The organism is Mycobacterium ostraviense (assembly GCF_002705925.1).
GTDB lineage: Bacteria > Actinomycetota > Actinomycetes > Mycobacteriales > Mycobacteriaceae > Mycobacterium > Mycobacterium ostraviense.
In genome coordinates, this window is record NZ_NKRE01000001.1 from 5144528 (window position 1) to 5165851 (window position 21324).

A 21324-nucleotide genomic window follows, 5' to 3' on the forward strand; every position below is an offset into this window, starting at 1 on the left:
GCGCGACTTCAAGTTCGACTGGGAACTGGTCAACTTGCGAGTAGCGCATGGTCGCGTTCTTGTCGACCGGGGTCAACCGATGATCGGAAAACGGCGCTTGGCGGCCAACTCGTCGAGGCCCGTTTGCATTGCCTGCCGCACGTACGCGTCGACCTCCGCGGCGTCGGGATGCGCGCCGAATTGCGCCGCGATGTCGATCGGCGCCAGCACCTGGATGACGATCTTGGTGGGCAGCGGCATGTTGACCGGCACCACAATGCTCAGCCCGAACGGGAAGCCGAACGTGATGGGCAGGACCTTGGAATGCAGCAGCTGGTCCAGCCGAAGGGCGCGCGCCAGCCGGGTGCCGCGCGACAGAAACAGCTGGTTCTCTTGGGCGCCAATGGAAACCATCGGAACGATCGGAACTGCGGCGTCTATGGCACGTGCGGGCGTAACCGATGCGGCCGCCGAAGTTGATGGTGTTGCGGGACCAGGTGGGCCGGTACGCGTCGTAGTCACCACCCGGGAAGTCGATGACCACGGCTCCGGCCCGCAGCGCTTCGGCGGCGTTGGCCCGGGTGGCGCGGACATACCCCATGCGCCGCAACGAATCGGCGGTCGGGCCGACCAACATGATGTCGTGGGTCAGGGTGTAGATGGGCCGGGTGTAGCCGAACTCGCCGTAATAGTCGACCGCGAACACCACCTCGTCCATCGGGAGAAAGCCCCCGGAATGATTCAACACCACCAGCACCCCACCGGGCGGTAACAACTCCAGGCCGTGCACTTCCGATCGGTAATACCGCTTGACGATCGGCCGGGCCACTCGCATTGCCCGCTTCGTCAGGCCAGGATCCCACTCGGCGATTTCACTGTCTTTCACTGCTATTCCCTGTCCGAGGGCGCCGGGAGGGTGCTGATCTCCTTGCCGCGCTGAGCGGAGTCCTGGCCCAGCAATCACATCTTTAACACGGACCCCCAGGCCGAGTCCGTGCACAATTTGTCCGCCTTCAGCGACAAGGCAAGGAGCGCAACGAATTTGTCGCTGACAGGTGCGCATAACGCGCACCCCGCCCCGGGGTGACACGGCGCAGACGGTTGCTATGGTGCTGGGCCGCGACAAAAGCTCGATGGCGGGCTAGTCAGCCAAGTTGACGATGTCCGGCCCGGGCGTCTTCGCATACAGCTTGTCGATCTCGGCGGAATACTTCTCGGCGATCGGCCTGCGCTTGAGCTTCATCGTCGGGGTCAGTTCGTCCCCGCCCGGTTCCCACGGGGTGCCGACGATGACGAACCGCTTGATCTGCTCGACGCGGGAAAGCTTGGCGTTCCCCTCGCGGACGGCGGCGGCAAGCATCTCCCCGGCCTCGGGGCGTTGCGCGAAGGCGGCGGCCGAGTGGTCGGCCATGCCGAGCGCGGCGGCCTGGGCGGCGGCAGCCTCGCTCTCGAGGACAATCAGCGCTGTCACGTAAGGCCGGGCATCACCGATGGCCACCACCTGGTCGATCAACGGAGACGTCTCCTGGATGGCCATCTCGATGTTGGTGGGGGAGAGGTTCTTTCCGGATTCGTTGACGATCAGCTCTTTCTTGCGGTCGACGATCGTGACGAAGCCCTGTTCGTCGATGGTGCCGATGTCGCCGGTATGCAACCAGCCGTCGGCGTCGATCGCTTCGGCGGTCTTCTCGGGCTGCTTTCGGTAACCGCGCATCACAATCGGTCCACGGATGAGCAGTTCGTCGTCGTCGGCCAGCGAGATTTCGACGTTGCGCAACGCCTTTCCGACCGAGCCGACCTTGTTCGCGTCGGTCCGGTTGGAGGTCGCGCCGCCCACACACTCCGACTCGCCCCACACTTCGTAGACGGGAATGCCCAGGCCCCAGAAGAATTCGATCGTTTCGACCGGGATGGCGGCGGCCCCGGTCACTCCCCAGCGCAAGTGGTCCAGGCCGAGCGCGGCGCGCACCTTGGCCAGCACGAGCCGGTCGGCGATCTGGTGGCGCAGGGCAAGCGACGGGGACACGGATTTGCCGGCCAGCATCTGGCGGGCGGCGCGCACGCCGGTGTCGATGGCCCACAGCGCCAACCGCCGTTTGAGCCCGGTCGCCTCCGTGTCGAGCTTCGTCTCGATCCCGACCTTGATCTTGTGCCACACCCGCGGCACCCCGAGCCACACCGTGGGACGAGCATCCGGCAGGGCCTGCGCGATCGCCCTGGGGTCGGCGACGTCGGTCATCGGCACCCCCAGGACCATGTTGGCGTAGTGCCCGGTCACCCGGTCGGCGATGTGTGCATGCGGCAGGTATGAGGTGATCCGATCGTCTGGCCGCAGGTCAAGGAGGTCGACGATGGCCGCGAACTCGGCCATCACATTGGCGTGGGTAAGCTCGACCCCCTTGGGCGGGCCGGTGGTCCCCGATGTGTAGATCAGTGTTGCGATATCGTCCGGGCGTACCGACCGCCACGCCGAATCGAAATCGAAATCGGCTTTGTCTCCTAACGATTCGATATCTGCGAGGGTGTGGCAGCCGTCGATCTGGGCGTCGACGACCACCAGGTGCGCGAGGTCGGCGCCGGCCGCCCTGATAGCGGGAAGAAAGTCTTTTTCGGTGAAGACGACCGCGTTCCCGGCATTGGTGAACAAGTACCGGATCTGGTCCGGCGCCGAGGTGTTGTAGATGGAGAACGGGATCGCACCCAGGTGCATAGCGGCAGTGTCGGCCAAATGAAACTCCGGGCGGTTGCGCAGCATGAGACCGACCGTGTGCCCGTGTTGGACGCCGAGTGCGGCCAGTCCGGCGGCGATTTTCCGTACCCGGTCGGCGTACTGGCGCCAGGTCAGGACCACGGCGTCGCCGGTCGTGCGGATGGCCACCGTGTCCGGCTTGAGGGCTGCGGTCTGCTGAAAGGCCTGTGGCAGCGTGGATACCAATGCCCCGCTGGGGTGCCGAACCACCGTTGGATCGTCGTCGGTCATTTCTTGTCTGCTCCTTCGACCACGAGACCTACGGACTCGCCTCTCGCTTCCGTATACCTACCGGCGAATCTCCGCTTACGTCGGTTATCATGCAGTCTTTCTCGTTTCTTGCGCCGGGAGTAGGGCCGTTCGTCCTCATCGCGGACGCCACGGTGGAGCCGCGCTGGCTAGGCGTCCTCGACGCAGACGACGAACCCGGCTCCGATCAGCGCCTCCAATACCTCCTCGCGGTGTGCTGCACCGCGGGTTTCGAGGGTAAGCCGCACCTCGACTTCATCCAGCGCCAGTTTGCGTGCGGTACGGACGTGCACCACGTCCAGCACGCTGGCGCCGGTCGCGCTGACCACGGCGAGCAGCCTGCTGAGCCCGCCGGGGCGGTCCGGGATGGTGACTTTGATCGCGAGGTAGCGGCCGGCGGCGCGCAGGCCGTGGGTGACCACGTGGGTCAACACCAGCGGGTCGATATTGCCTCCGGACAAGACCGCGCAAACGGGGCCGTGCGCATCGGGTTCGGGTGCCGATGTCATCACCGCCGCCACGGCTGCCGCCCCGGCCGGTTCGACGATGAGTTTCACCCGCTCTATGCACAGCAACAGCGCGCGCGACAGCGCCTCTTCGCTGACCGTCTGAATCGAGTTGACGAATGCCCGGACATGGGCGAAAGGAATTGCCCCGGGTGAGGCGACGGCGATGCCGTCGGCCATCGTCGACATCGACTCCAAGCGCACCGGATGCCCGGCGGCCAGCGAAGCCGGCCAGGCCGCGGCATTCGCGGCCTGCACTCCGATGACCCGGGCCTGCGGCGCCAGAAAGTGTGCCGCCGTGGCAATTCCGGCCACCAGGCCGCCGCCGCCGGTGGGCACCACGATGGTGGCGACATCGGGGATCTGCTGCAGGATCTCCAGCCCGACGGTGGCCTGGCCGGCGATGACGTCGGCGTGGTCGAACGGGTGGATCAACACCGCGTTGTGCTGCTGTGCATATTCACGCGCCGCGACCAGCGCGTCGTCGACCGTATCGCCGATCAGGTGAACGTGCGCACCATAAGCCTTGGTGGCCGCCAGCTTTGGGAGCGCGACGGTGACCGGCATGAACACCGTCGAGGTGATCCCGAGCTCGGTCGCGGCCCAAGCGACGCCCTGCGCATGGTTGCCGGCGCTGGCCGCCACCGCACCACGAGCCCGGTCCTCGACGCTGAGATTGGCGATCCGGTTGTAGGCCCCACGGGCCTTGAACGACCCAGTGCGTTGCAGGTTCTCGCATTTGAGCCACACCTGTTGGCCCATGCAGTCCGAGAGTATTCGCGACGCGACGACCGGGGTTGGCCGCACCACCGGCTTCAGCAGTTCCGCCGCCGCATTGATCTGGTCGAGGGTCAGCAGCTCCATGGCTGGACTCACGGCTCGGCCAGCTGGCGCTGGATCATGATGTGATCGGCATTCATCGTTGGCCTCCGTCGTCGTCGGGGACAGGCCAAGGCTAAAGCGTGTCGCTCGCGTTGCGACTTCCGGTGAGAGTAACTCGGCCATGCGACTCCGTCGGGCGCTGTCGGGTTCGGGGACCCAACCATGCGACCTCACGACCGCTACTGTGACGGCGGCGCTGCTGGGCCGAACGACGGTGGCGCGGCGGACTCCGCAGTGCCCCAGACCGTGTTGGGGGTGGCGGATAACGAGAACGTCACGTCGCCGCCGGTGCGGATGAACGACTCCGGAAGAAATGTCTGATCGGTGGCCCGGCCGTCGACGCTGAGGCCGCTGATGTACTTCAGACCGTTGCGTCCGGACGCGCCCGGGGCGAAGATCCGGATGGTTTTGCCGCCCGGAATCGATATCTGAGCGCGATCGAACAGCGGTGTGTTCACGGTGAGGACCGGCGTTCCCGGGGTGCTGGGGAACAGGCCGAGCGCGGCCCAGACATACCAGCTGGACTGCGCGCCGAGGTCGTCGTTGCCCGGCTCGCCATCGGGTCTGGGGCCGAATAGTTCGCCGCGCACCCGGTTGACCGTCTCCTGGGTCTTCCACGGCTGACCGACGTAGTTGTACAGCCAGGGCACCCCGAAGTCCGGCTCGTTACCGGCCCACATAAACGGCCTATTCGGGCCCGCATTCAGTGCTGTCAAGAAGCGGTCGAGCCGGTCGGCCGCGGCCTGGCGGCCGCCGATAGCGGCCACCAGGCCGGCAACATTCTGCGGCACCAACCACAGGTATTGCTCGGCGTTGCCCTCGTCGTATCCTTCCTGGCCGAAGCCCCAGAGAGGCTCCACGAAGCCGGGCCCGAAGGGGAACGCGCCGTCGGCGTTGCGGGGCGAGAGGTAACCGGTGGCCGGATTGAACAAGTTCTGCCAGTACTGCGCCCGGTTCTGGAACTCGGCAGCGGTCACGGTGTCGCCGAGCGCGTCGGCGAACCGGGAGATGGCGAAGTCGTCGACCGACCACTCCAGCGTGATCGAGGCGCCGACGATGTTGTGGTCGGCGCGGAACTCGTCCGTCTGGGGTGCGTAGCCGCGCTCCAGGTAGCTGGCGATTCCGGGCCGCTCCACGTAGCCGCCGCGACCGACACCGCCCTGGGTGGCTCCGCTGACCATGTAGCGCAGCGCCGTTTTGACGTCGAAGTCTCTGGCTCCGAAGGTGTAGAGGTTGACGATGAGCGGCACCACGTTGTCTCCGGTCATCTCGCCGGTCGCGGAATTGGCCAGGGCCCAACGGGGAAGCGATCCGCTTTGCTCGGCGTCGTTCACCAGCGACTGGGCCATGTCGCTGGCCTGCGCCGGGAACAGCAGTGCCTGCAGGGCTGCCAAGCATCGGTAGGTGTCCCAGTCGGAGAAGTTGGCGTACTGGGTGTGGCCCTCGGCCACGGTGTGGATGTTGCCGTCGAATCCGATATAGCGTCCGTCGGCGTCGTTGAACGTGTTGGGGTGCAACAACGTTCGGTATAGCGAGGTATAGAAGGTTTGCAGGTCGCCGCTGTCGGTGCCGGCTACCGTGATGCGGGCCAGCGCGGCGTTCCACTGCGCTAATGCGGCGGCGCGCACCTCGTCGAAACTCCGTCCGCCCTCGGCCGCGAGGTTGGCCCGGGCCCCGTCGACACTGACGTAGGAAATCGCGGTCCGCGCCTCGAGTACCGAGCCGGCCGGGAACTCCACGTACCCCCCGCTGTAGATCGAGTCCGCGCTGCTGGCACCGGGATGGACCGCGTCGCCGTCCCAGGTGCCATACGAAGTGAACGGCCGGCTGAACTTCATGGCGAAGTACACCGTGTAGGTGTTGTTCTTGCCGCAGAATCCGCCGGTGGTCGCCGATCCGGTGATCGTGGTGTGGTCCTCGCCGATCTGGATGGTCGCGGCGTCGTTGCCCGCCAGCGACGCGCCGGAGCGCACGTGGAACAGCGCAGGCTGTCCATTGGCCGGGTAGCTGAACCGGCCAGCGCCGGTGCGCGCGGTGGCGGTCAATTCCGCGGTCACCCCGGTGGCGGGGAAGCGCACCGTGTAGTAGCCGGGCACGCCCACCTCGGTGCCGTCGTGCGCGATCTCCTCCCAATCGTCCCAGGGCCGCGGGCCAATCGGGGTGGTGGTCGGCAGCATCGAAATATCGCCGAACGCCGCGCAGCCCACCGAGGCGTGGGTCATGCTGAATCCGGTCGAGCGCTCGTTGTCGTGGTCGTAGCCAGCATAGGTGTCAGTGGTGTCCGGCGAGTACTGCACCATGCCGAACGGCACCGAGGCCCCGGGGAAGTTGTTGATTTCGCCCACCGTTTCGCCACCCGTCCCGGTGCCGATGAGCGTGTCGACGTGGCTGATCGGGTTCACGACGAACGCGGGTTGATCGGCGCGCGCCGCCGGCGCACCGCTGAGCATCAGGCCGGCAACCGCCGCTGTTACCAGCGCGGCGCAGGGTCTACCTGACTGCATGGCTGTCTATTCCTATGGACATGTCGAGACGGGCCGGTGGAGGGACGATCCAGCGTCGTTGTTGTGCTTTGCCGTCGCAACGTAGTCTGCATCGTTGCGCTCGAGCGCGCGGGAACTTGGCGCGGTTCGCGCGAAGTCACTGCCCGGGCAGTTGGTTGCGAAGCACCTTGCCGAGGGGGCTGCGTGGAATGGTGGTGACGATGTGGACATCTCTGGGCTGTTCGACGCGAGACACCTTGTCCTTCAAGTATTTCCGGATGGCTGCCGCATCGAGGTCGGCGTTGGGCCGGGGCACGACGAACGCGGCGAGTCGTTGCCCGAACTGCTCGTCGGCGACACCGACGACGGCGTTGTCGGCGACACCCGGGTGTGCGGCAAGTGCGTTTTCGACCGCGCGTGGATAGACGTTCTCGCCTCCGGAGATGATCAAGTCGTCTTGGCGGCCGACGATGAACAGCCGTCCCGCTTCGTCGAAGTAGCCGATGTCCCCGGAGTTGGTCATGTTGTCGACGACGTCTTTGGTGCCGCCGCCGGTGTAGGTGTCCACCGGCAACCCGCCCCCGACGAAGACGCGCCCAATCACGTGTGGCCCGACGGATCTGCCGGTTGCGTCGAGGATGCCGACCGGAGTGCCGATAATCGGCCGACCGACGGTCTCGGGCGCGGCGCGCAGGTCGGCCGGTGTCGCGAAGGCGCAGATGCCGACCTCCGAGGAGCCGTAGGCGTTATAGAGAACGTCGCCGTAGTTGTCCATGAACCGTTGCGCCAGGCTGGGGTCCAGCCGGGCCCCGCTCAATATCACCACCCGCAGCGACGACACCGGATATCGCGCTCGCACGCCTTCGGGAAGATCGAGGATGCGGGCAAGCATGACCGGCACAACCATCAACGCGTCGGCGCGATATTGCGAAGCCTGGGCGAGCGCCGCTTCGGCGGCGAAGCGCCGCTGGGTTAGTACCGTTCCGCCCAGCGCCAGGGTCAGCATCAGCTGGCCGAGCCCGAACCCATGAAACATCGGTACTGCCAAACAGCTTCGGCAACCGGTGCGTAGCCGGGTGCGATCCAGAAGCGTCATGGTAAGGCCCAGCGTCGAACCGAAATGGGATGTGCGCGGTACGCCTTTGGGTGCGCCGGTGGTGCCGGCAGTGAGGATGATGACTTGGCCGGGCGCCGCCACCGGGGGCCGGGAATGGTGCCCGCGCTTTGTGACCCCTGCCGGATGGACGATCGTGACGGTGTTACCAGCGGCGCGTGCTTGTTCGGCGGATTCCGGCTCACAAATGATCGTGTTGATCTGGTGCGCGCCTACCGCGGCCGACAGCGCATCGGCGCTGAAATCGGTGTTGAGGAGCACGACATCGGCGCCGACCAACGCCGCGGCGAACATCGCCTCGATGAAGCCGTGTCCGTTGCGGAACAAGATCCCCACGGCCTCGATCCGACCCCGCGGCGGTGAAGCTCATCAGCAAGGAACTCGGTCCGTGATCGCAACTCGCCGTAGCTGAAGATGCCGTCGTCGTCGATCACCGCGATCCGGTTTGGCCACCGAGCTGTTGTGACCGCCAGTAGAGAGAAAGGATTTTGGCCACCTCGACGTGCCTCGCGAACCAGGCGGACCAGCCCGGCGGGAGTGGCGGGCGTCAGCAGTCCAGAGCGCAGTAGCACGGCAGCCGTGGTCGTCGGGAGGCTCTCGCGGGCCATCGCGGCACCTGCTGCGCAGTGCCGGAATCGGCGTCGGGCACCGGGCTCCCGGGACGTCTTATGCCTCCTGCGCCGGGAAGAGAACATCGGGGTTGAGGATGCCCGCCGGGTCGAAGCTGTGCTTGATTCGCCGCATGAGCGCTATCTTGGCCGGGTCTTCGAGTTTGAGAAAGTAGGGAGTCTTGGCGCGGCCAACGCCGTGCTCACCGGAGATCGCGCCGCCCAATTCCATTGCGAGCGCGAAGATATCGGTCATCAGCTGCTTCTTCTTGGCCGGGTCCTTACAGATAATGGCCAGGTGCACATTGCCGTCGCCGGCGTGGCCGCAACCGATCGCGGCACCGCCGGCGGCCGTTGCCAGACCACGCGCGGCGCTGAGGAATTTCGGCATCGACGCGCGCGGGACGACGGTGTCGATGATGTCGTCGGCGCCCGCGGCTTTCGCCGCCCAAAACGCTTTCTCACGCACCTCGATCAGCTTGCGCGCCGAGCTTCCCTCCAGTACGTAGGCGTCGATCGCACCCAACTCGGCAAGCATCTCACCGGCGGTCTCGACATCTTCCTGCAGTCGATCGGCGGTGCGGTTCTCAACCGCCACAAGAAGATACGCTCGGCAGCTGTCGCGGACATGGTCCGGAATACCCAATTCCAGGTTCTGGGTGTGCACGAGTGCGGCCATCGTCAGGTTGTCGATGTATTCCAGGATGTAGGGCGCGAGCCCGCTGGCGACGATCTGGGGCACCGCCGCCATGACTTGATCGAAGTCGGCGAACGGGGCCAGCACGCTGGCGCTGTGGTCGAGCCGTGGATGCAGCTTGACGATCACTTCGGTGGCCAGGGCCAGGGTGCCTTCCGAGCCGACGATGAGTTGGGTCAGGTCGTAGCCGGTCGATACCTTGGCGATCTTGCCGCCGGTTCGGATGATCTCGCCGGTCGGCAGCACCGCCTGCAACCCGATCACGTTATGGCGAGCTATCCCGTACTTGACCGCGCGCATACCGCCGGCGTTCGTGCCGACGTTGCCGCCGACGCTCGATGACAGCTCACCTGGATGAACCATGTACCCCAGCCCGGAAGCGGCGGTCGCGGCGTCCAGCTCGGTCAGCGTCACCCCGGGCTGGACGACGGCAACCTGGTTAGCGGTGTCCACCTCCAGTACCCGGTTCATTCGTTCGAACGAGATCAGCAGGCCGTCTTCGCACGGCCGCGCCGCCCCCGACAAGCCGCACCCGGACCCGCGTGCCGTCACCGGCACGCGGTGGTCGGAGGCGGCTATCAGCAGTTGCGAAACCTCTTCCGCGGTGGACGGTTTCACCACATACTCGGGCTGCTGCGGCGGCTGGGTCAGTTCCTCGTCGTGCGAATAGTCGTCGGGAATTGCGTTGCGGGTGAGCACATTGGCACTGCCGACGATTTCCACCAACCGCGCTGTGATATCTGTGATATCGCCCATCGAAAGCCTCGTGTTTCTGCCGTGTCGGACAGCGATTCACTTTATGCCGTTCCCGCGCGGATGCGGACAACTAATCTCAGCTGGTTCTCAGCCGGCGGCGGGATGCTATGCATCGTGCACCCAACGGCGGGGGGGTCCCAGTTCGGGTCGGCCACTTCAAGGCGCGTCGTACGCGTCGCCGCGACCGAACCTGTTGGTGGCGGGATTGACCGCTTTGCACGGTATCGAGCTGGTCGTGCTGTTGAAGGCTGCAGGCATCACCGGGCGCATGGCCAAGGCGCACCCGGGCAACGGCGCGGGGCTATCGACCCTATCGGTGTTGGCGGCACTGGTGATGGTCGGATGGCAGGGCGTGCGGCTGGTCCGTGGGCAGCGGTCGTTGAACCCGACTGGACTGGCCGCGCAATCGGCGATATTGATGACCTCGATCGCGGTGGCCACCCAGAACCTCGTCCCCGGGTTCATTGGGATCGCGCTGGCATGCGCGGTATTGGTGGGTTGGGGGCGACTCGCCAACTCCCGTCGCGGCGGCGTCGAGCGCCACGCCGCGGTGCCGCCGCGGCCCACTGGGACCGCAGCACCGCAGCGAGCATTGCAGGCCGGACTGGGTGGTGTCGTGCTGGCGGTGGTGACGGCGCTGGTGGTGCTGGCCGCGCTCAGTGTGCGCAGCGGCATCATTTTCGGGTTGGCGATGCTGGCGATCATCTTCATTCCGCTGGAGCGGCTGTTCGCGTTGCACCCCCGTCGGGTGTTGCGGCGCGGGTGGCGAACCGACGTGGTGCACTATCTGGTCAACGGAACCGCGTTGCGGCTTGGGCTACTCGTCTCGGTGGTCGTGATCGGCGGAGTGCTGAGGATTTTCGTGCCCGCGCCGGTGCGCGCCTCGGTTTCGGCCAGTCCGGGCTGGGTGCAGGTGGTCGCGGGGTTGGCGATCGCGATGGTAGGTGGCTACGCGGGGCACCGCGCGGCCCATGAAGTGCCGCTGCTATGGCGGTTCCACCGCGTGCATCACAGCATCCGGGAAATGGATTGGCTGGCAGCGAATCACCTTCACCCGCTTGACGAGACCTTCATCCGTTCGGTCGCGGTGCTGCCGCTGTACGCCCTGGGGTTCGGGAGGGTCAGCCTGGGCGCATTCCTCGTCCTGATCACCTTGCAGGCGGTCTTCATCCACGCCAACGTCCGGGTGAACTTCGGCCCGCTGCGGTGGGTGATCGCCACGCCCCAGTACCACCATTGGCACCACGCCCGTGAACCGCAGGCCTACAACAGCAACTATGCCGGTGAATTCCCGGCGCTGGATGCGCTATTCGGGACGCTGTACCTGCCGGCCGACCGCTGGCCCGCGCAGTACGGCGTCGACGACAGCGAGCCCGAAGGGTGAAGGGTGACCGGGAGCTTGCCCAGCCCGGTCATGCTCGGGTTGCCCAGGTATTGGTGGACGCCGTCGAGGTCGACCCGGTAGTCGGGGATGCGGTCGAGGACCGCCTTGACCATCACCTCGGCCATCAGGCGCGCCAGGTGGGATCCGATGCATCGGTGTGGTCCCAGGCCGAAGGCGAGGTGCCGGTTGGGGGTGCGGTCGAGCACGATCGTGTCGGGTCGGTCGAACTCGTGCTCGTCGTGGTTGGCGGCCAGCCAGCTGATGACGACGCGGTCGTTGCGGCGCAGCTGTTGGCCTCCGACGGTTACGTCACGGGTGACGGTACGGCTCAGCTGCTGGTTGACCGAGAAGTAGCGCAGGAATTCGTCGGTGGCGGTGCGGTAGAGCTCGGGGTGGTCGATGAGTTGTCGGCGCAGCTGTGGGTGGGTGCCCAGGTGTAGCAGGGTCAGCGCGGTCTGTGAGGTGGTGGTGTCGACGCCGCCGGCGATGAGGTTCCAGATGATGTTGAGCAGCTGTTCGTCGGACAGGCGCTGGCCGTCGAATTCGAACTGGATGAGGAAGCTGGTCAGGTCGTCGTGTGGGTCGGCCCGTCGGTTGGCGGCGAACTCCAGGACGTCGTGCATCATGGCGGGCGCGGCGGCCAGGGCGTCGGCGTACTCGGGGCTGTCTTGCGGAACGGCCATGACGGAGTGGAACAGATTGGCATACAGGTGCCAACTGTCATATGGCAGACCCATCAGCTTCATGGTCAAGATGGCCGGAACCGGGCTGGCGTAGTCGAGTACCAGGTCCATGTGCCCCTCGGCGCTGTGCTGGTCGAGTAACCAGTGCGCCGATTGCTCCATGAACGGCCGCATCTTTTGTACGGCGCCCGGGGAGAAGAACGGCGCCAGGGCGTGTCGCAGCGCCTGGTGGTAGGGGCCGTCGACTTCGCCGATGCCCAATGCCGGGTGACCTTCGGGACGCGGTACGCCCATCTCACCCTGGTAGTCGATGCCGTCGGGCGCGTTCGGTTCGTATTTGTGGGCGAAGGTGTCGCCGTCCCGGGCGGCCTGGCTGACCGCGTCGTAGCTGGTGAGAAACCAGAAGCCGCCGTAGTTTTGGTTCCATGCCACCGGGCAGGTGCGTCGGAGTTCGGCGTTGACGGCCACTTCGTTGAGGTTGAAGTCGTCGGAATGATGGTCGAAATCGACTATCGCGTCTGGGCTGACGCCTGGGCGGGTGACCATCGAAAAGCCTTTCCTGGCAAGTGCGTTGTTGCTTCGTCGGCTTATTAGGCTATCTTTGCATTATTACGCATTTGAGGATGCGGAGGTAGCGTCATCGAGGATTGGTCGGCAGGAGCCACTATCGGCGGGGCGGCGATCCCGGGCACGCCCGACCTGGCTCGGATGCGACGGCAGCGATATGCGCGGTTGCAGGCCGAACTTGCGGCCGGCGGTCTTGACGGGCTGGTGTTGCTGGGCTCCAGCGCGGTGACGTATGCGACCGGTGCTGTGATGCCGGCCGTCGCCGGTGACCGGGCTGCGCTGTTCCGCGCGGTCGCTGTGGTGGTAGCCGGGGAATCGGCGCCGCACCTGTACACCGTGGTCGACGACGGTGTGCCGGCCGAGGTGCAGCTGCACGGGCCATTGTTCCCGGATCTCGACGAGGCGATGGCAGGGCTCGCCGCGGCGCTGGGCGAGCACTTCGTTTCCGGCGCCCGGGTGGGTGTCGACCATCTGTCTCATCCGATGCTGCGCGGCCTTTCCGGCATCGATTGGGTGGATGCGTCCGTGGTGCTGGGCGCGGCCAAGCTGGTGAAAACGGTCGACGAGGTGTCGTGTATTCGCCAGGCGCAGCGGTTCAACGAGCTGGCGATGGTCGACGCGCTGCGCCTGTTGCGACCTGGTGTCCGGCAGACCGATTTGAGTGCGGTGTTTCTTCGACGGGTGTTCGAGCTTGGTGCCTCGGCGGGCGGGATCGATCCGATCTGGCAGGTGATGGCTCCGAGTCGCGAACTGGGACCATGGACGCTGCACGGTGACCTGGCCTACCCGACCGTCACGACCGACCGGTTCCTGCGCCATGGCGATGTCATCTGGGTGGACGCCGGAATCATGTGGCAGGGGTACGCGTCCGACTACGGCCGCACCTGGATTGTGGGCGCCGGCCCGAATGCCAGGCAGCTCGGGCAGTTTCGTCGCTGGCGGGCGGTCGTCGACGCGTGTCTGGAGGTCCTTGGGCCGGGGGTGTCCGGCTTTCGGCTAGGCGCGGTTGCCATCGAGGCCAACGACGGTGTTCGGCCGTGGATCGAGCACTTTTATCTCGCGCACGGCGTGGGCACCGATAGCGCCGAAATGCCGTTGATCGGAACGGATTTCGGTGCAGATTTCGACTCGCAGCTGGTCATGCGGCCGGGCATGGTCGTGGTGTTGGAGCCGGTCATCTGGGAGGACGGTGCTGCCGGTTATCGTTCCGAAGACATTGTGGCCGTGACCGATACCGGATGGGTCAAGCTCAGCGGCTCCACCTACGACCCTTATGGGTTTGCCGCATGAGCCCCGTGTCGCGGGATCGTGGGGTGCGCATCGGGATGATGAGCCTCGAGGACGACGCTCGGGTCGACTTCGGCTGGCTGCGTGCTCAACGGCGCGAAAAAGTGTTCTCCGCCATGGAAACCCACGATCTGGACGCATTGCTGCTTGGCGGTGCGGGCAACGTGCACTACGTGTCGGGGGCACGGCTGCTCGGCCGTGCCGGGGTGCTGCCGTTCGCGCCGGCCGCGGTGGTGGTGCGGTCGACCGCGCGGGTGCACCTGCTGTCGACCTGGGACGAGGGGGTGCCGCCGGAGATCACGCGTCAGGACCTGTATGGGTTGAGCTGGAATCCGGCCAATCTGATGGATTCGTTGGCTTCGATTCCCGGCCTGCGTGAGTCGGCCCGGGTGGGTACCGACGGTTTGACACCGATGTTCGCCGGTTTGATTTCCGACTTGGTCGGCTCGGCGGAACTGGTCGACGCTGATTCGATATTGGCGGCTGCGCGCCGGATCAAGATGGCCGAGGAGATCACCTGTCTCGAAGTGGCGTCGGCCATTTCGGAGTCGGCGCTAGGCACCATGGAAGACGCATTGCGACCCGGCATCACCGAGCGTGACCTGCTCGGGGTGTACTACGAACAGGTGGCGCGGCTGGGTGCGCCGGCCGCGCCGTCGGAGAGTGTTTGCTGTGCAACGCCTTCGCGTGGTCCGGTGTGGTTTCGGCATCTCGCGTCGGACCGTCCTATCGGCGATGGCGAACTGGTGGTGCTGGCACCAGGCGCGTTGTACGCGGGATACGAGGCTGGGCTGGCGCGTACTCGAGTGGCGGGGGAGTCGGCTCCGGTGGGGTCGGCGGATCTGGCGTCGCGGTGCGCATTTGGCATGGACGCGCTGCTGGCGGCCTGCCGAGCGGGCAACACCGGGGCGGACCTGTATCGAGCGTGGGAGGACACCGGTAATCGGGAGTCGCCGGTGCCGTTGGCTCACGGGCTGGGGCTCGGTGCCGAACCACCGGTCATCGGTGTGGGGCGTGGCAGCGACGCCTTGCTCGGCGACGGCATGGTGCTGAGCGTGCAGTCCTGGGTCGCCGCGGAAGGCGTCGGGGGATGTCTGGAGCGGGCCACCGTCGTCATCGAGGGCGGGGGAGCATCGACACTGACTCGCTATGGAAGGTTGTAATGTCGGGCAGCCGAGCAGTTTTCAACCATATCGGGTTGTGCGTCAGCGATCGCCGGCGGTCGCGCCGTTTCTATGAGGACCTGCTCGGGTTCGAGTTCTGGTGGGAACTCGATGCGCCCGACGAAGGCGCCGACCGGCTGCTGCAGCTGCCGAAGCCGATCGGGCTGCACGCGACGTATCTAGTGCGCGACGGGTTGGTGTTGGAGCTTCTCGACTACTCAGGGCTCGTGGTCCACGCCGGAGCGCAGCGAGTCATGGACCAGGTGGGGCTTACCCATATCTCGTTTTCCGTGCCTGACCTTGCTCACGTGGTGGCCAGCGTCGAGAGCTTCGGCGGATCGGTGGTGGACGGGTCGGTTTCGGAGCAATCGGCGATGATCCGCGATCCGGATGGCCAACTGCTCGAACTGTTGTCGGATCAGTGGCTGGCGGTGCTGCCGCCACGTCGGCAGTGAGAATCCGGTCGGCCCGCGGATCAGCGGCGTGCGGGTAGGTCGAGGACGAAGTCACGCAGGGCCACGCCGATGGCCTCCGGTGAGTCCTCTTGGATGAAGTGCCGGCCTGCCACCTTGATTTCTCGCTGGTTGCGCCAGGTACGGGCGAATTCGAGTTCGCTGCCGCCTTCCTGGAGGATGGTCCCAGGGTCTGCGACGATAAGCAGTTTCGGGATGTCGCTGTGCGACAGGAAATCTGAGTACTCCAGCACCAGCCTGTGCACATCGGCCGGCTCACCCTCGATCGGGATCTCGCGACCCCACAACAGCGTGGGAATACGGCTGTGCGGCGTGGGATAGGGCTCCCGATAGGTGGCCATCTCCTCGGCGCTCAGTTGGCGCAGTACACCGCCGGGCAGCACCTGCTCCACGAACGCGTTCTGCTCCAATGCCAGCTGCTCTCCCCGCTCGGAGCGTAGCGCGCGGAAGAACGGCTCGAGGTCGGTGAATCCTGCCCACGGCCGTGGCTGGACAAGGGCCTCCATGTAGGCGATGCCGGCAATCTGTTCGGGATAGCGCAGCGCCCGGTAGAACCCCAGCGCCGAGCCCCAGTCGTGGACCACCAGCACCACCCGCTCGGTGACCCCGACGTTCTCGAACCACGCATCGAGGTACCTGGCGTGATCGGTGAACCGATAAGAAAAGGTTGGCGAGGTCCCGGAGGTCCCCATACCTATCAAGTCCGGGGCCAGGCATCGGCCGAGGTCGCTGACGTACGGGATGACGTTTCGCCACAAGTAGGAGGAGGTTGGGTTTCCGTGGAGGAAGACGATCGGATCGCCCTCTCCGACGTCGACGTAACTCATCACGCTGTTGAGCACGCCGACCCGCTTCTTCGGCCCGGTGATCGGTGGCAATGGAGTCACAACTGCTCCCTGAAGCCGGCGATATCCGGGCGCCGGATCGTCGGCCAACGATTATGTCCGACCGCCGGTTCGGGCCGGCTGCACAATGGGAGGGCATGGCTGTGCACGACCAGGTTCATCGGTTGCCTCCTGTGACATCGGTTGCAGTGTAGGCACGCGCGGCGCAGGTTCGGGCGGCCGATAGCGCCCGGGAGAAGTCGGCGGTGCTGTGTCGGCCGACCAATATCGTCGAAGTGCCACCTCGGATGCGGCGCTGTGACGCAGAATTGCGAGGCACAACACGCCGACAACGAGGAGTTGATCGTGGTGGACCGGATCGAAGCGCCGAAAGTCGTCGAGGATTCGGGCGACCCGGTCGGGTTGAAGCTGTACGTCGTCACCTCGACGGCTGTGCGCGGTACCGATGCCGTGCAACAACACCTCCAGGATCACCTCGCCTACCTGCGCGAGTTGGAAGACCGCGGAGTGCTTTTCGCTGCGGGCCCTTTGTGGACCGACGACGGCGAGTACTTCGAAGGCGACGGCATGCTGATCTACCGCGCGAGTTCGGTGAGCGATGCCCAGGCCATTGCCGACGGCGATCCGATGCACGCCAGCGGCGCACGGACCTATCGCATCAGACCGTGGTTGATCCATGACGGCAACATCGGAGTCCGCGTATTTCTTTCCCAGTCACGCCACGAGCTGCTATGAGCCCGTTTTGAACCTCACGCCCCAGAGCTTCTCTGGCGTAAGGTGCGCCTCGTGAGATCTTCGATAAAGCGGATTGCGCTCAGCACCGGCGGCGGTGATGCGCCCGGGCTCAATGCCGTCATTCACGCGGCCACCCTGGCCGCACGTAATCGCGACTTGGACGTCGTCGGGGTCCGCGACGGCCTCAACGGGTTGTTGTTGCCGGACGCCTATCCCGACGGCGGGTTGATCGAGCTCACTCGCGACCGCGTCCGCGGCATCATCCACCAGGGCGGCACCATCATCGGTACCACCAATCGCGGCAACCCCACCGCCTATCCGGTGCAACAAAGCGACGGCACCTGGATCGAGGTGGACCGCACCAAAGAACTGTTGGGCCGCTTCGAGGAACACGGAATCGATGCGCTGATCCTGGTCGGCGGCGACGGATCGATGGCGATAGGCCAGCACCTGCACAACGCCGGGCTGCGGCTGGTCGGGGTGCCCAAGACGATCGACAACGACCTGGACAAGACGACCTCGACATTCGGTTTCGACAGCGCCGTCGACTTCGCCTCGGAGTGCATCGACCGGCTGTTCACCACCGCGACATCGCACGGCCGCATCATCGTGGTGGAGGTGATGGGGCGCTACGCCGGCTGGATCGCCCTGAACGCCGGCATGGCGTCGGGAGTGCACGCGATCCTCATCCCGGAGATCCCATTCAGTCTCGACCCGGTGGCGGCGGTGATCCGGGACCGCGAACGGCACGGCGCGAAGTTCTCCATCGTCTGCGTCGCCGAGGGTGCCCGGCCGGTCGGCGGCGAGGTGTCGATCGTGGGGAAGTCGGTGGGGCAGGCGGAGCGTCTTGGCGGCATCGGCGCCAAAGTGGCCGCCGAGCTCGAACGGATGACCGGACGCGAGGCACGTACCGTGGTGCTCGGCCACTTGCTGCGGGGCGGCTCGCCGACCTCGTTCGACCGGTTGCTCGGTCTGCGCTTCGGCGCCGCGGCCGTGCGGGCCCTCGACGAGGGGCACAGCGGTGTCATGGTGGCGCTGAATCCACCGACCGTCGACTACGTGCCACTCGCCGAGGCCACCCACCGGCAAAAGACGGTCCCGCTCGACTGCGACTCGATTCTGACGGCGCGGGATATGGGGATCAACTTCGGGGATGACATGCCCACCCATAGCGCGATCGGTGGATGACCCGACGGCGATCTCGTCGCGGCACGCCGAGATCTCGCACTTTTCGGTGATGGCGTGTATTCGGCGTGAGTCGGTGCGAGGCAAGGGAATTCACTGAATTCACTGCCGCGTCACCACCTGCTGCTCCAGCTCGAGGATCTGCCGGGTGGTCTTGACCACCACATCGGGGTTGAGGCTGATCGAGTCGATACCGATGCGGACCAGGAACTCGGCCATATCCGGGTAATCCGACGGCGCTTGCCCACACAGCCCCGAGTGAATCCCGTTGCGGCGACAGCCTTCCACAGCCAGCCGGATCATCTCCTTGACACCGTCGTCACGTTCGTCGTAGTCGAAGGCCACGATCTCGCTGTCGCGGTCGACACCGAGCGTGAGCTGCGTCAAATCGTTGGAGCCGATAGAGAAACCGTCGAAGCGCTTGGCGAACTCGTCGAGCAGGATGACGTTGTTCGGGATCTCGCACATCGCGTACACCTCGAGCCCGTTGCGGCCGCGCTGCAGACCGTGTTCGGCCATCGTCGCCAACACCAGGTCCGCTTCGGCGACGCGGCGTACGAACGGCAGCATGATGACGACGTTGGTCAGCCCCATTTCGTCGCGGACCCGTTGCATCGCACGGCATTCCAGCGCGAAACCCTCGGCGTAAGCCGGGTGCGCGTAACGCGAGGCTCCGCGGAAGCCGAGCATCGGGTTGCTCTCGGTCGGCTCGAACCCGCTCCCGCCGATCAGGCTGGCGTATTCGTTGGTCTTGAAGTCCGACATCCGCACCACCACGGGCTTGGGCCAGAACGCCGCCGCGATCGTGCCGATGCCCTCCGAGAGCCGCTGGACGAAGAACTCGCCCCCGTCGGCATAGCCGTAGGTGAGCCGATCGATCATCCGGCGCGCCTCCGGGTCGTCGACCTTGTCCGGATGCAGCAGGGCCAGCGGGTGCACCTTGATGTATTCGCTGACGATGAATTCCATTCGGGCCAGCCCGACACCGTCGTTGGGCAGAAACGAGGTCTTGAAAGCTAGATCGGGATTGCCCAGATTGATCATGATCTGGGTTCGCGGCCTGGTTAGATCCGCTACTTCGGTGCGGTCGATGTGGAAGCCCACCTCGCCGCGGTACACCCGCCCGGTGTCGCCTTCCACACACGACACCGTGACGACCTGGCCATCCGGGACGCTGGTGGTGGCATCGCCGGCACCGACCACGGCCGGGATGCCCAGCTCGCGCGCGATGATCGCCGCATGGCAGGTGCGCCCGCCTCGGTTGGTCACGACAGCGGCGGCGGTCTTCATCACCGGTTCCCAGTCCGGCGTGGTCGTGTCGGCGACTAACACCTGACCGGGCCGGAAATCCGACAGCCGCCCGAGGTTGTCGATCCGTTTCGCGACGCCCATCGCGACCTTCTCGCCGACCGAGCGGCCCTCGGTGAGGATGTCGCCTTTACCTTCCAGCACATAGGTTTCTATGGTCGTCAGGCTGCGTTGCGAAGCCACCGTCTCGGGGCGCGCCTGCACGATGTAGAGCTTGCCGTCCAGACCGTCTTTGGCCCACTCGATATCCATCGGGCGCCGGTAATGCCCCTCGATGGTGCAGGCGTAGCCGGCTAGTTCGAGTACGTCCTCGTCGGTGATGCAGAACCGAGCACGGTCGGCCTTCGGCGCGGGGATGTTGCGGGTGGTCTGCTTCGTCCCGCCCTCGACGAAGACCATCTTCACCGCCTTGTCACCGATCAGGCGGCGCAGCACGGCGCGGTGTCCGGCCAGATAAGTCGGCTTGTGGACGTAGAACTCGTCGGGGTCGACCGCGCCCTGCACCACGTTCTCGCCCAGCCCGTAGGCGCCGGTGACGAAAACGACGTCGTTGAAGCCTGATTCGGTGTCGATGGTGAACATCACCCCGGAGGAGGCGAGGTCGGAGCGCACCATCTTCATCACACCGATCGACAGCGACACCTTGAACTGGTCGAAGCCCTGGTCGATGCGATAGTGGATGGCCCGGTCGGTGAACAGGCTGGCGAAACACCGGCGGCAGGCGTCCAGCAGGCTCTCGGCGCCGGTGATGTTGAGAAAGGTTTCCTGCTGGCCGGCGAAACTGGCCGTCGGCAGGTCCTCGGCGGTCGCCGAGCTGCGCACCGCGAGACTGACATCCTCGCCGTACTCGTCCTGAAGCATGCGATAGGCGGCCACGATCTCGGCCGCCAGGTCATCGGGAAGCCCTGCGCCGTAGACGATCTCCCGGGCGCGTTTGCCGCTGCGCGCCAGTGCGGTGACGTCGTCCGGATCGAGATTGTCGAGTTCGGCGTGCAGCGCGTCCCAGGCGCCGGCGCTGTCCAGCATGTGTTTGTAGGCCTGGGCGGTGATGGCGAACCCGTGCGGGACACGGATGCCCTGCCCGGACAGCTTCTGATACATCTCGCCGAGCGAGGCGTTCTTGCCGCCGACCAGCGGGACGTCCTCGATGCCGAACTCTTCGAAGAAGCGAATGTAGTTGAACTTGCTCATGATATTCCTCCGGTTGCGTGTTAGTAGGTGTCGTAGGATCCGTTGTTGGCTTTGCGCAATGCCCAGACATAGTCGGCGCGTTCCTGGGTTTCGCAGCCCTCGGCGTCGGGAGCAGCCAGCAGCCAGCAAACCTCATTAAGGGCGTGAAAGCCCTTGCGGTTCATCCAGTCACACAATCCCAGCAAGAGCACGCCGGCGTACTCCGGACCGTGGCGCAGCAGCGCCGACGCCGACTGCACCACGTCAGCCGGCCGCATCTGCTCGTGACGTGCGGCGCGGGCATCGCCGAGCCACGCCTGGATGTTCTCGCCGGCCGGACATCCGGCGTCGTACGGCGGCAGCAGGTCGACGTAGACCGGCCGGCGGTCGCGGACCGGGCCGGCACGTTGCGCTCCGTGCAGTAGGTCGGGCAGGGCCGCGAGGTCGCCGCGGGGCACGAGCTTATCGGCGTCACCGGGCGTCATGGTGCTGACGATATGA

At 65.8% G+C, this 21324-nt stretch carries 11 protein-coding genes and 5 pseudogenes; 6 read left to right on the forward strand and 10 right to left on the reverse strand.

Annotation, left to right across the window (positions count from 1 at the left end):
* Window positions 1-72 precede the first annotated feature (72 nt).
* The 6 genes and pseudogenes from CDN38_RS23915 to CDN38_RS23940 form a co-directional block, all read right to left on the reverse strand.
* Window positions 73-814 (reverse strand): annotated as a pseudogene (locus CDN38_RS23915) (lysophospholipid acyltransferase family protein).
* A 306-nt stretch (window positions 815-1120) separates the two neighbouring features.
* Window positions 1121-2959 carry an AMP-dependent synthetase/ligase gene (locus CDN38_RS23920; protein WP_075512258.1) on the reverse strand — a complete coding sequence of 613 codons (1839 nt, stop codon included), beginning with the start codon at window positions 2957-2959 and terminating at the stop codon, window positions 1121-1123.
* A gap of 167 nt (window positions 2960-3126) precedes the next feature.
* Window positions 3127-4347: a threonine ammonia-lyase gene (ilvA, locus tag CDN38_RS23925; protein WP_075512257.1), complete on the reverse strand. Its 1221-nt coding sequence runs from the start codon at window positions 4345-4347 to the stop codon at window positions 3127-3129.
* A gap of 186 nt (window positions 4348-4533) precedes the next feature.
* Window positions 4534-6869: pseudogene (locus CDN38_RS23930) on the reverse strand (GH92 family glycosyl hydrolase); the annotation flags it as partial.
* Window positions 6870-7005: 136 nt separating this feature from the next.
* Window positions 7006-8570, reverse strand: a pseudogene (locus CDN38_RS23935) (AMP-binding protein).
* Window positions 8571-8628: 58 nt separating this feature from the next.
* The gene (locus CDN38_RS23940; protein WP_075512269.1) at window positions 8629-10014 is read right to left on the reverse strand and encodes an FAD-binding oxidoreductase; all 1386 of its coding nucleotides are present in this window, start codon (window positions 10012-10014) and stop codon (window positions 8629-8631) included.
* Between the two features lie 946 nt (window positions 10015-10960).
* Here CDN38_RS23940 and CDN38_RS33190 point away from each other — a divergent pair.
* Complete coding sequence (locus tag CDN38_RS33190; RefSeq protein WP_408633042.1) at window positions 10961-11407, forward strand: sterol desaturase family protein; 447 nt, start codon at window positions 10961-10963, stop codon at window positions 11405-11407.
* Here the strand turns inward: CDN38_RS33190 and CDN38_RS23950 are convergent.
* A pseudogene (locus tag CDN38_RS23950) lies at window positions 11392-12636 on the reverse strand (cytochrome P450); the annotation flags it as partial. The gene CDN38_RS33190 and the pseudogene CDN38_RS23950 sit on opposite strands and share 16 nt — an antisense overlap.
* A 162-nt stretch (window positions 12637-12798) precedes the next feature.
* Between CDN38_RS23950 and CDN38_RS23955 the strand changes: the two are divergent.
* Genes CDN38_RS23955 through CDN38_RS23965 form a run of 3 tightly spaced genes read left to right on the forward strand, consistent with a single transcriptional unit; the run spans window position 12799 to window position 15562 of the window.
* Window positions 12799-13947: a M24 family metallopeptidase gene (locus CDN38_RS23955; RefSeq protein WP_082277300.1), complete on the forward strand. Its 1149-nt coding sequence runs from the start codon at window positions 12799-12801 to the stop codon at window positions 13945-13947.
* Window positions 13944-15107: a M24 family metallopeptidase gene (locus CDN38_RS23960; protein ID WP_082277299.1), complete on the forward strand. Its 1164-nt coding sequence runs from the start codon at window positions 13944-13946 to the stop codon at window positions 15105-15107. The genes CDN38_RS23955 and CDN38_RS23960 overlap by 4 nt, the downstream gene beginning before the upstream one ends.
* A complete protein-coding gene (locus CDN38_RS23965; RefSeq protein WP_075512254.1) occupies window positions 15107-15562 on the forward strand; it encodes a VOC family protein in 456 nt (151 codons plus the stop codon). The genes CDN38_RS23960 and CDN38_RS23965 overlap by 1 nt, the downstream gene beginning before the upstream one ends.
* 20 nt (window positions 15563-15582) lie before the next feature.
* Here CDN38_RS23965 and CDN38_RS23970 read toward each other — a convergent pair whose 3' ends face one another.
* On the reverse strand, window positions 15583-16467 hold the full coding sequence (locus CDN38_RS23970) for a haloalkane dehalogenase (RefSeq protein ID WP_075512253.1): 885 nt from the start codon (window positions 16465-16467) through the stop codon (window positions 15583-15585).
* Window positions 16468-16722: 255 nt separating this feature from the next.
* On the opposite strand from CDN38_RS23970, the gene CDN38_RS23975 reads away from it, so the two are divergent.
* Window positions 16723-17160, forward strand: coding sequence for a YciI family protein (locus tag CDN38_RS23975; protein WP_233027016.1), 438 nt, complete (start codon window positions 16723-16725; stop codon window positions 17158-17160).
* A 51-nt stretch (window positions 17161-17211) separates the two neighbouring features.
* Window positions 17212-18348: a 6-phosphofructokinase gene (locus tag CDN38_RS23980; protein WP_075512265.1), complete on the forward strand. Its 1137-nt coding sequence runs from the start codon at window positions 17212-17214 to the stop codon at window positions 18346-18348.
* A gap of 99 nt (window positions 18349-18447) precedes the next feature.
* On the opposite strand, the gene ppsA is transcribed toward CDN38_RS23980, so the two are convergent.
* Together ppsA and CDN38_RS32275 are read right to left on the reverse strand one after the other, a co-directional pair.
* Window positions 18448-20844, reverse strand: a complete 2397-nt coding sequence (gene ppsA, locus CDN38_RS23985; RefSeq protein WP_075512252.1) for a phosphoenolpyruvate synthase — start codon at window positions 20842-20844, stop codon at window positions 18448-18450.
* Between the two features lie 257 nt (window positions 20845-21101).
* Window positions 21102-21308: pseudogene (locus tag CDN38_RS32275) on the reverse strand (NAD(P)-binding protein); the annotation flags it as partial.
* Window positions 21309-21324: the final 16 nt, after the last annotated feature.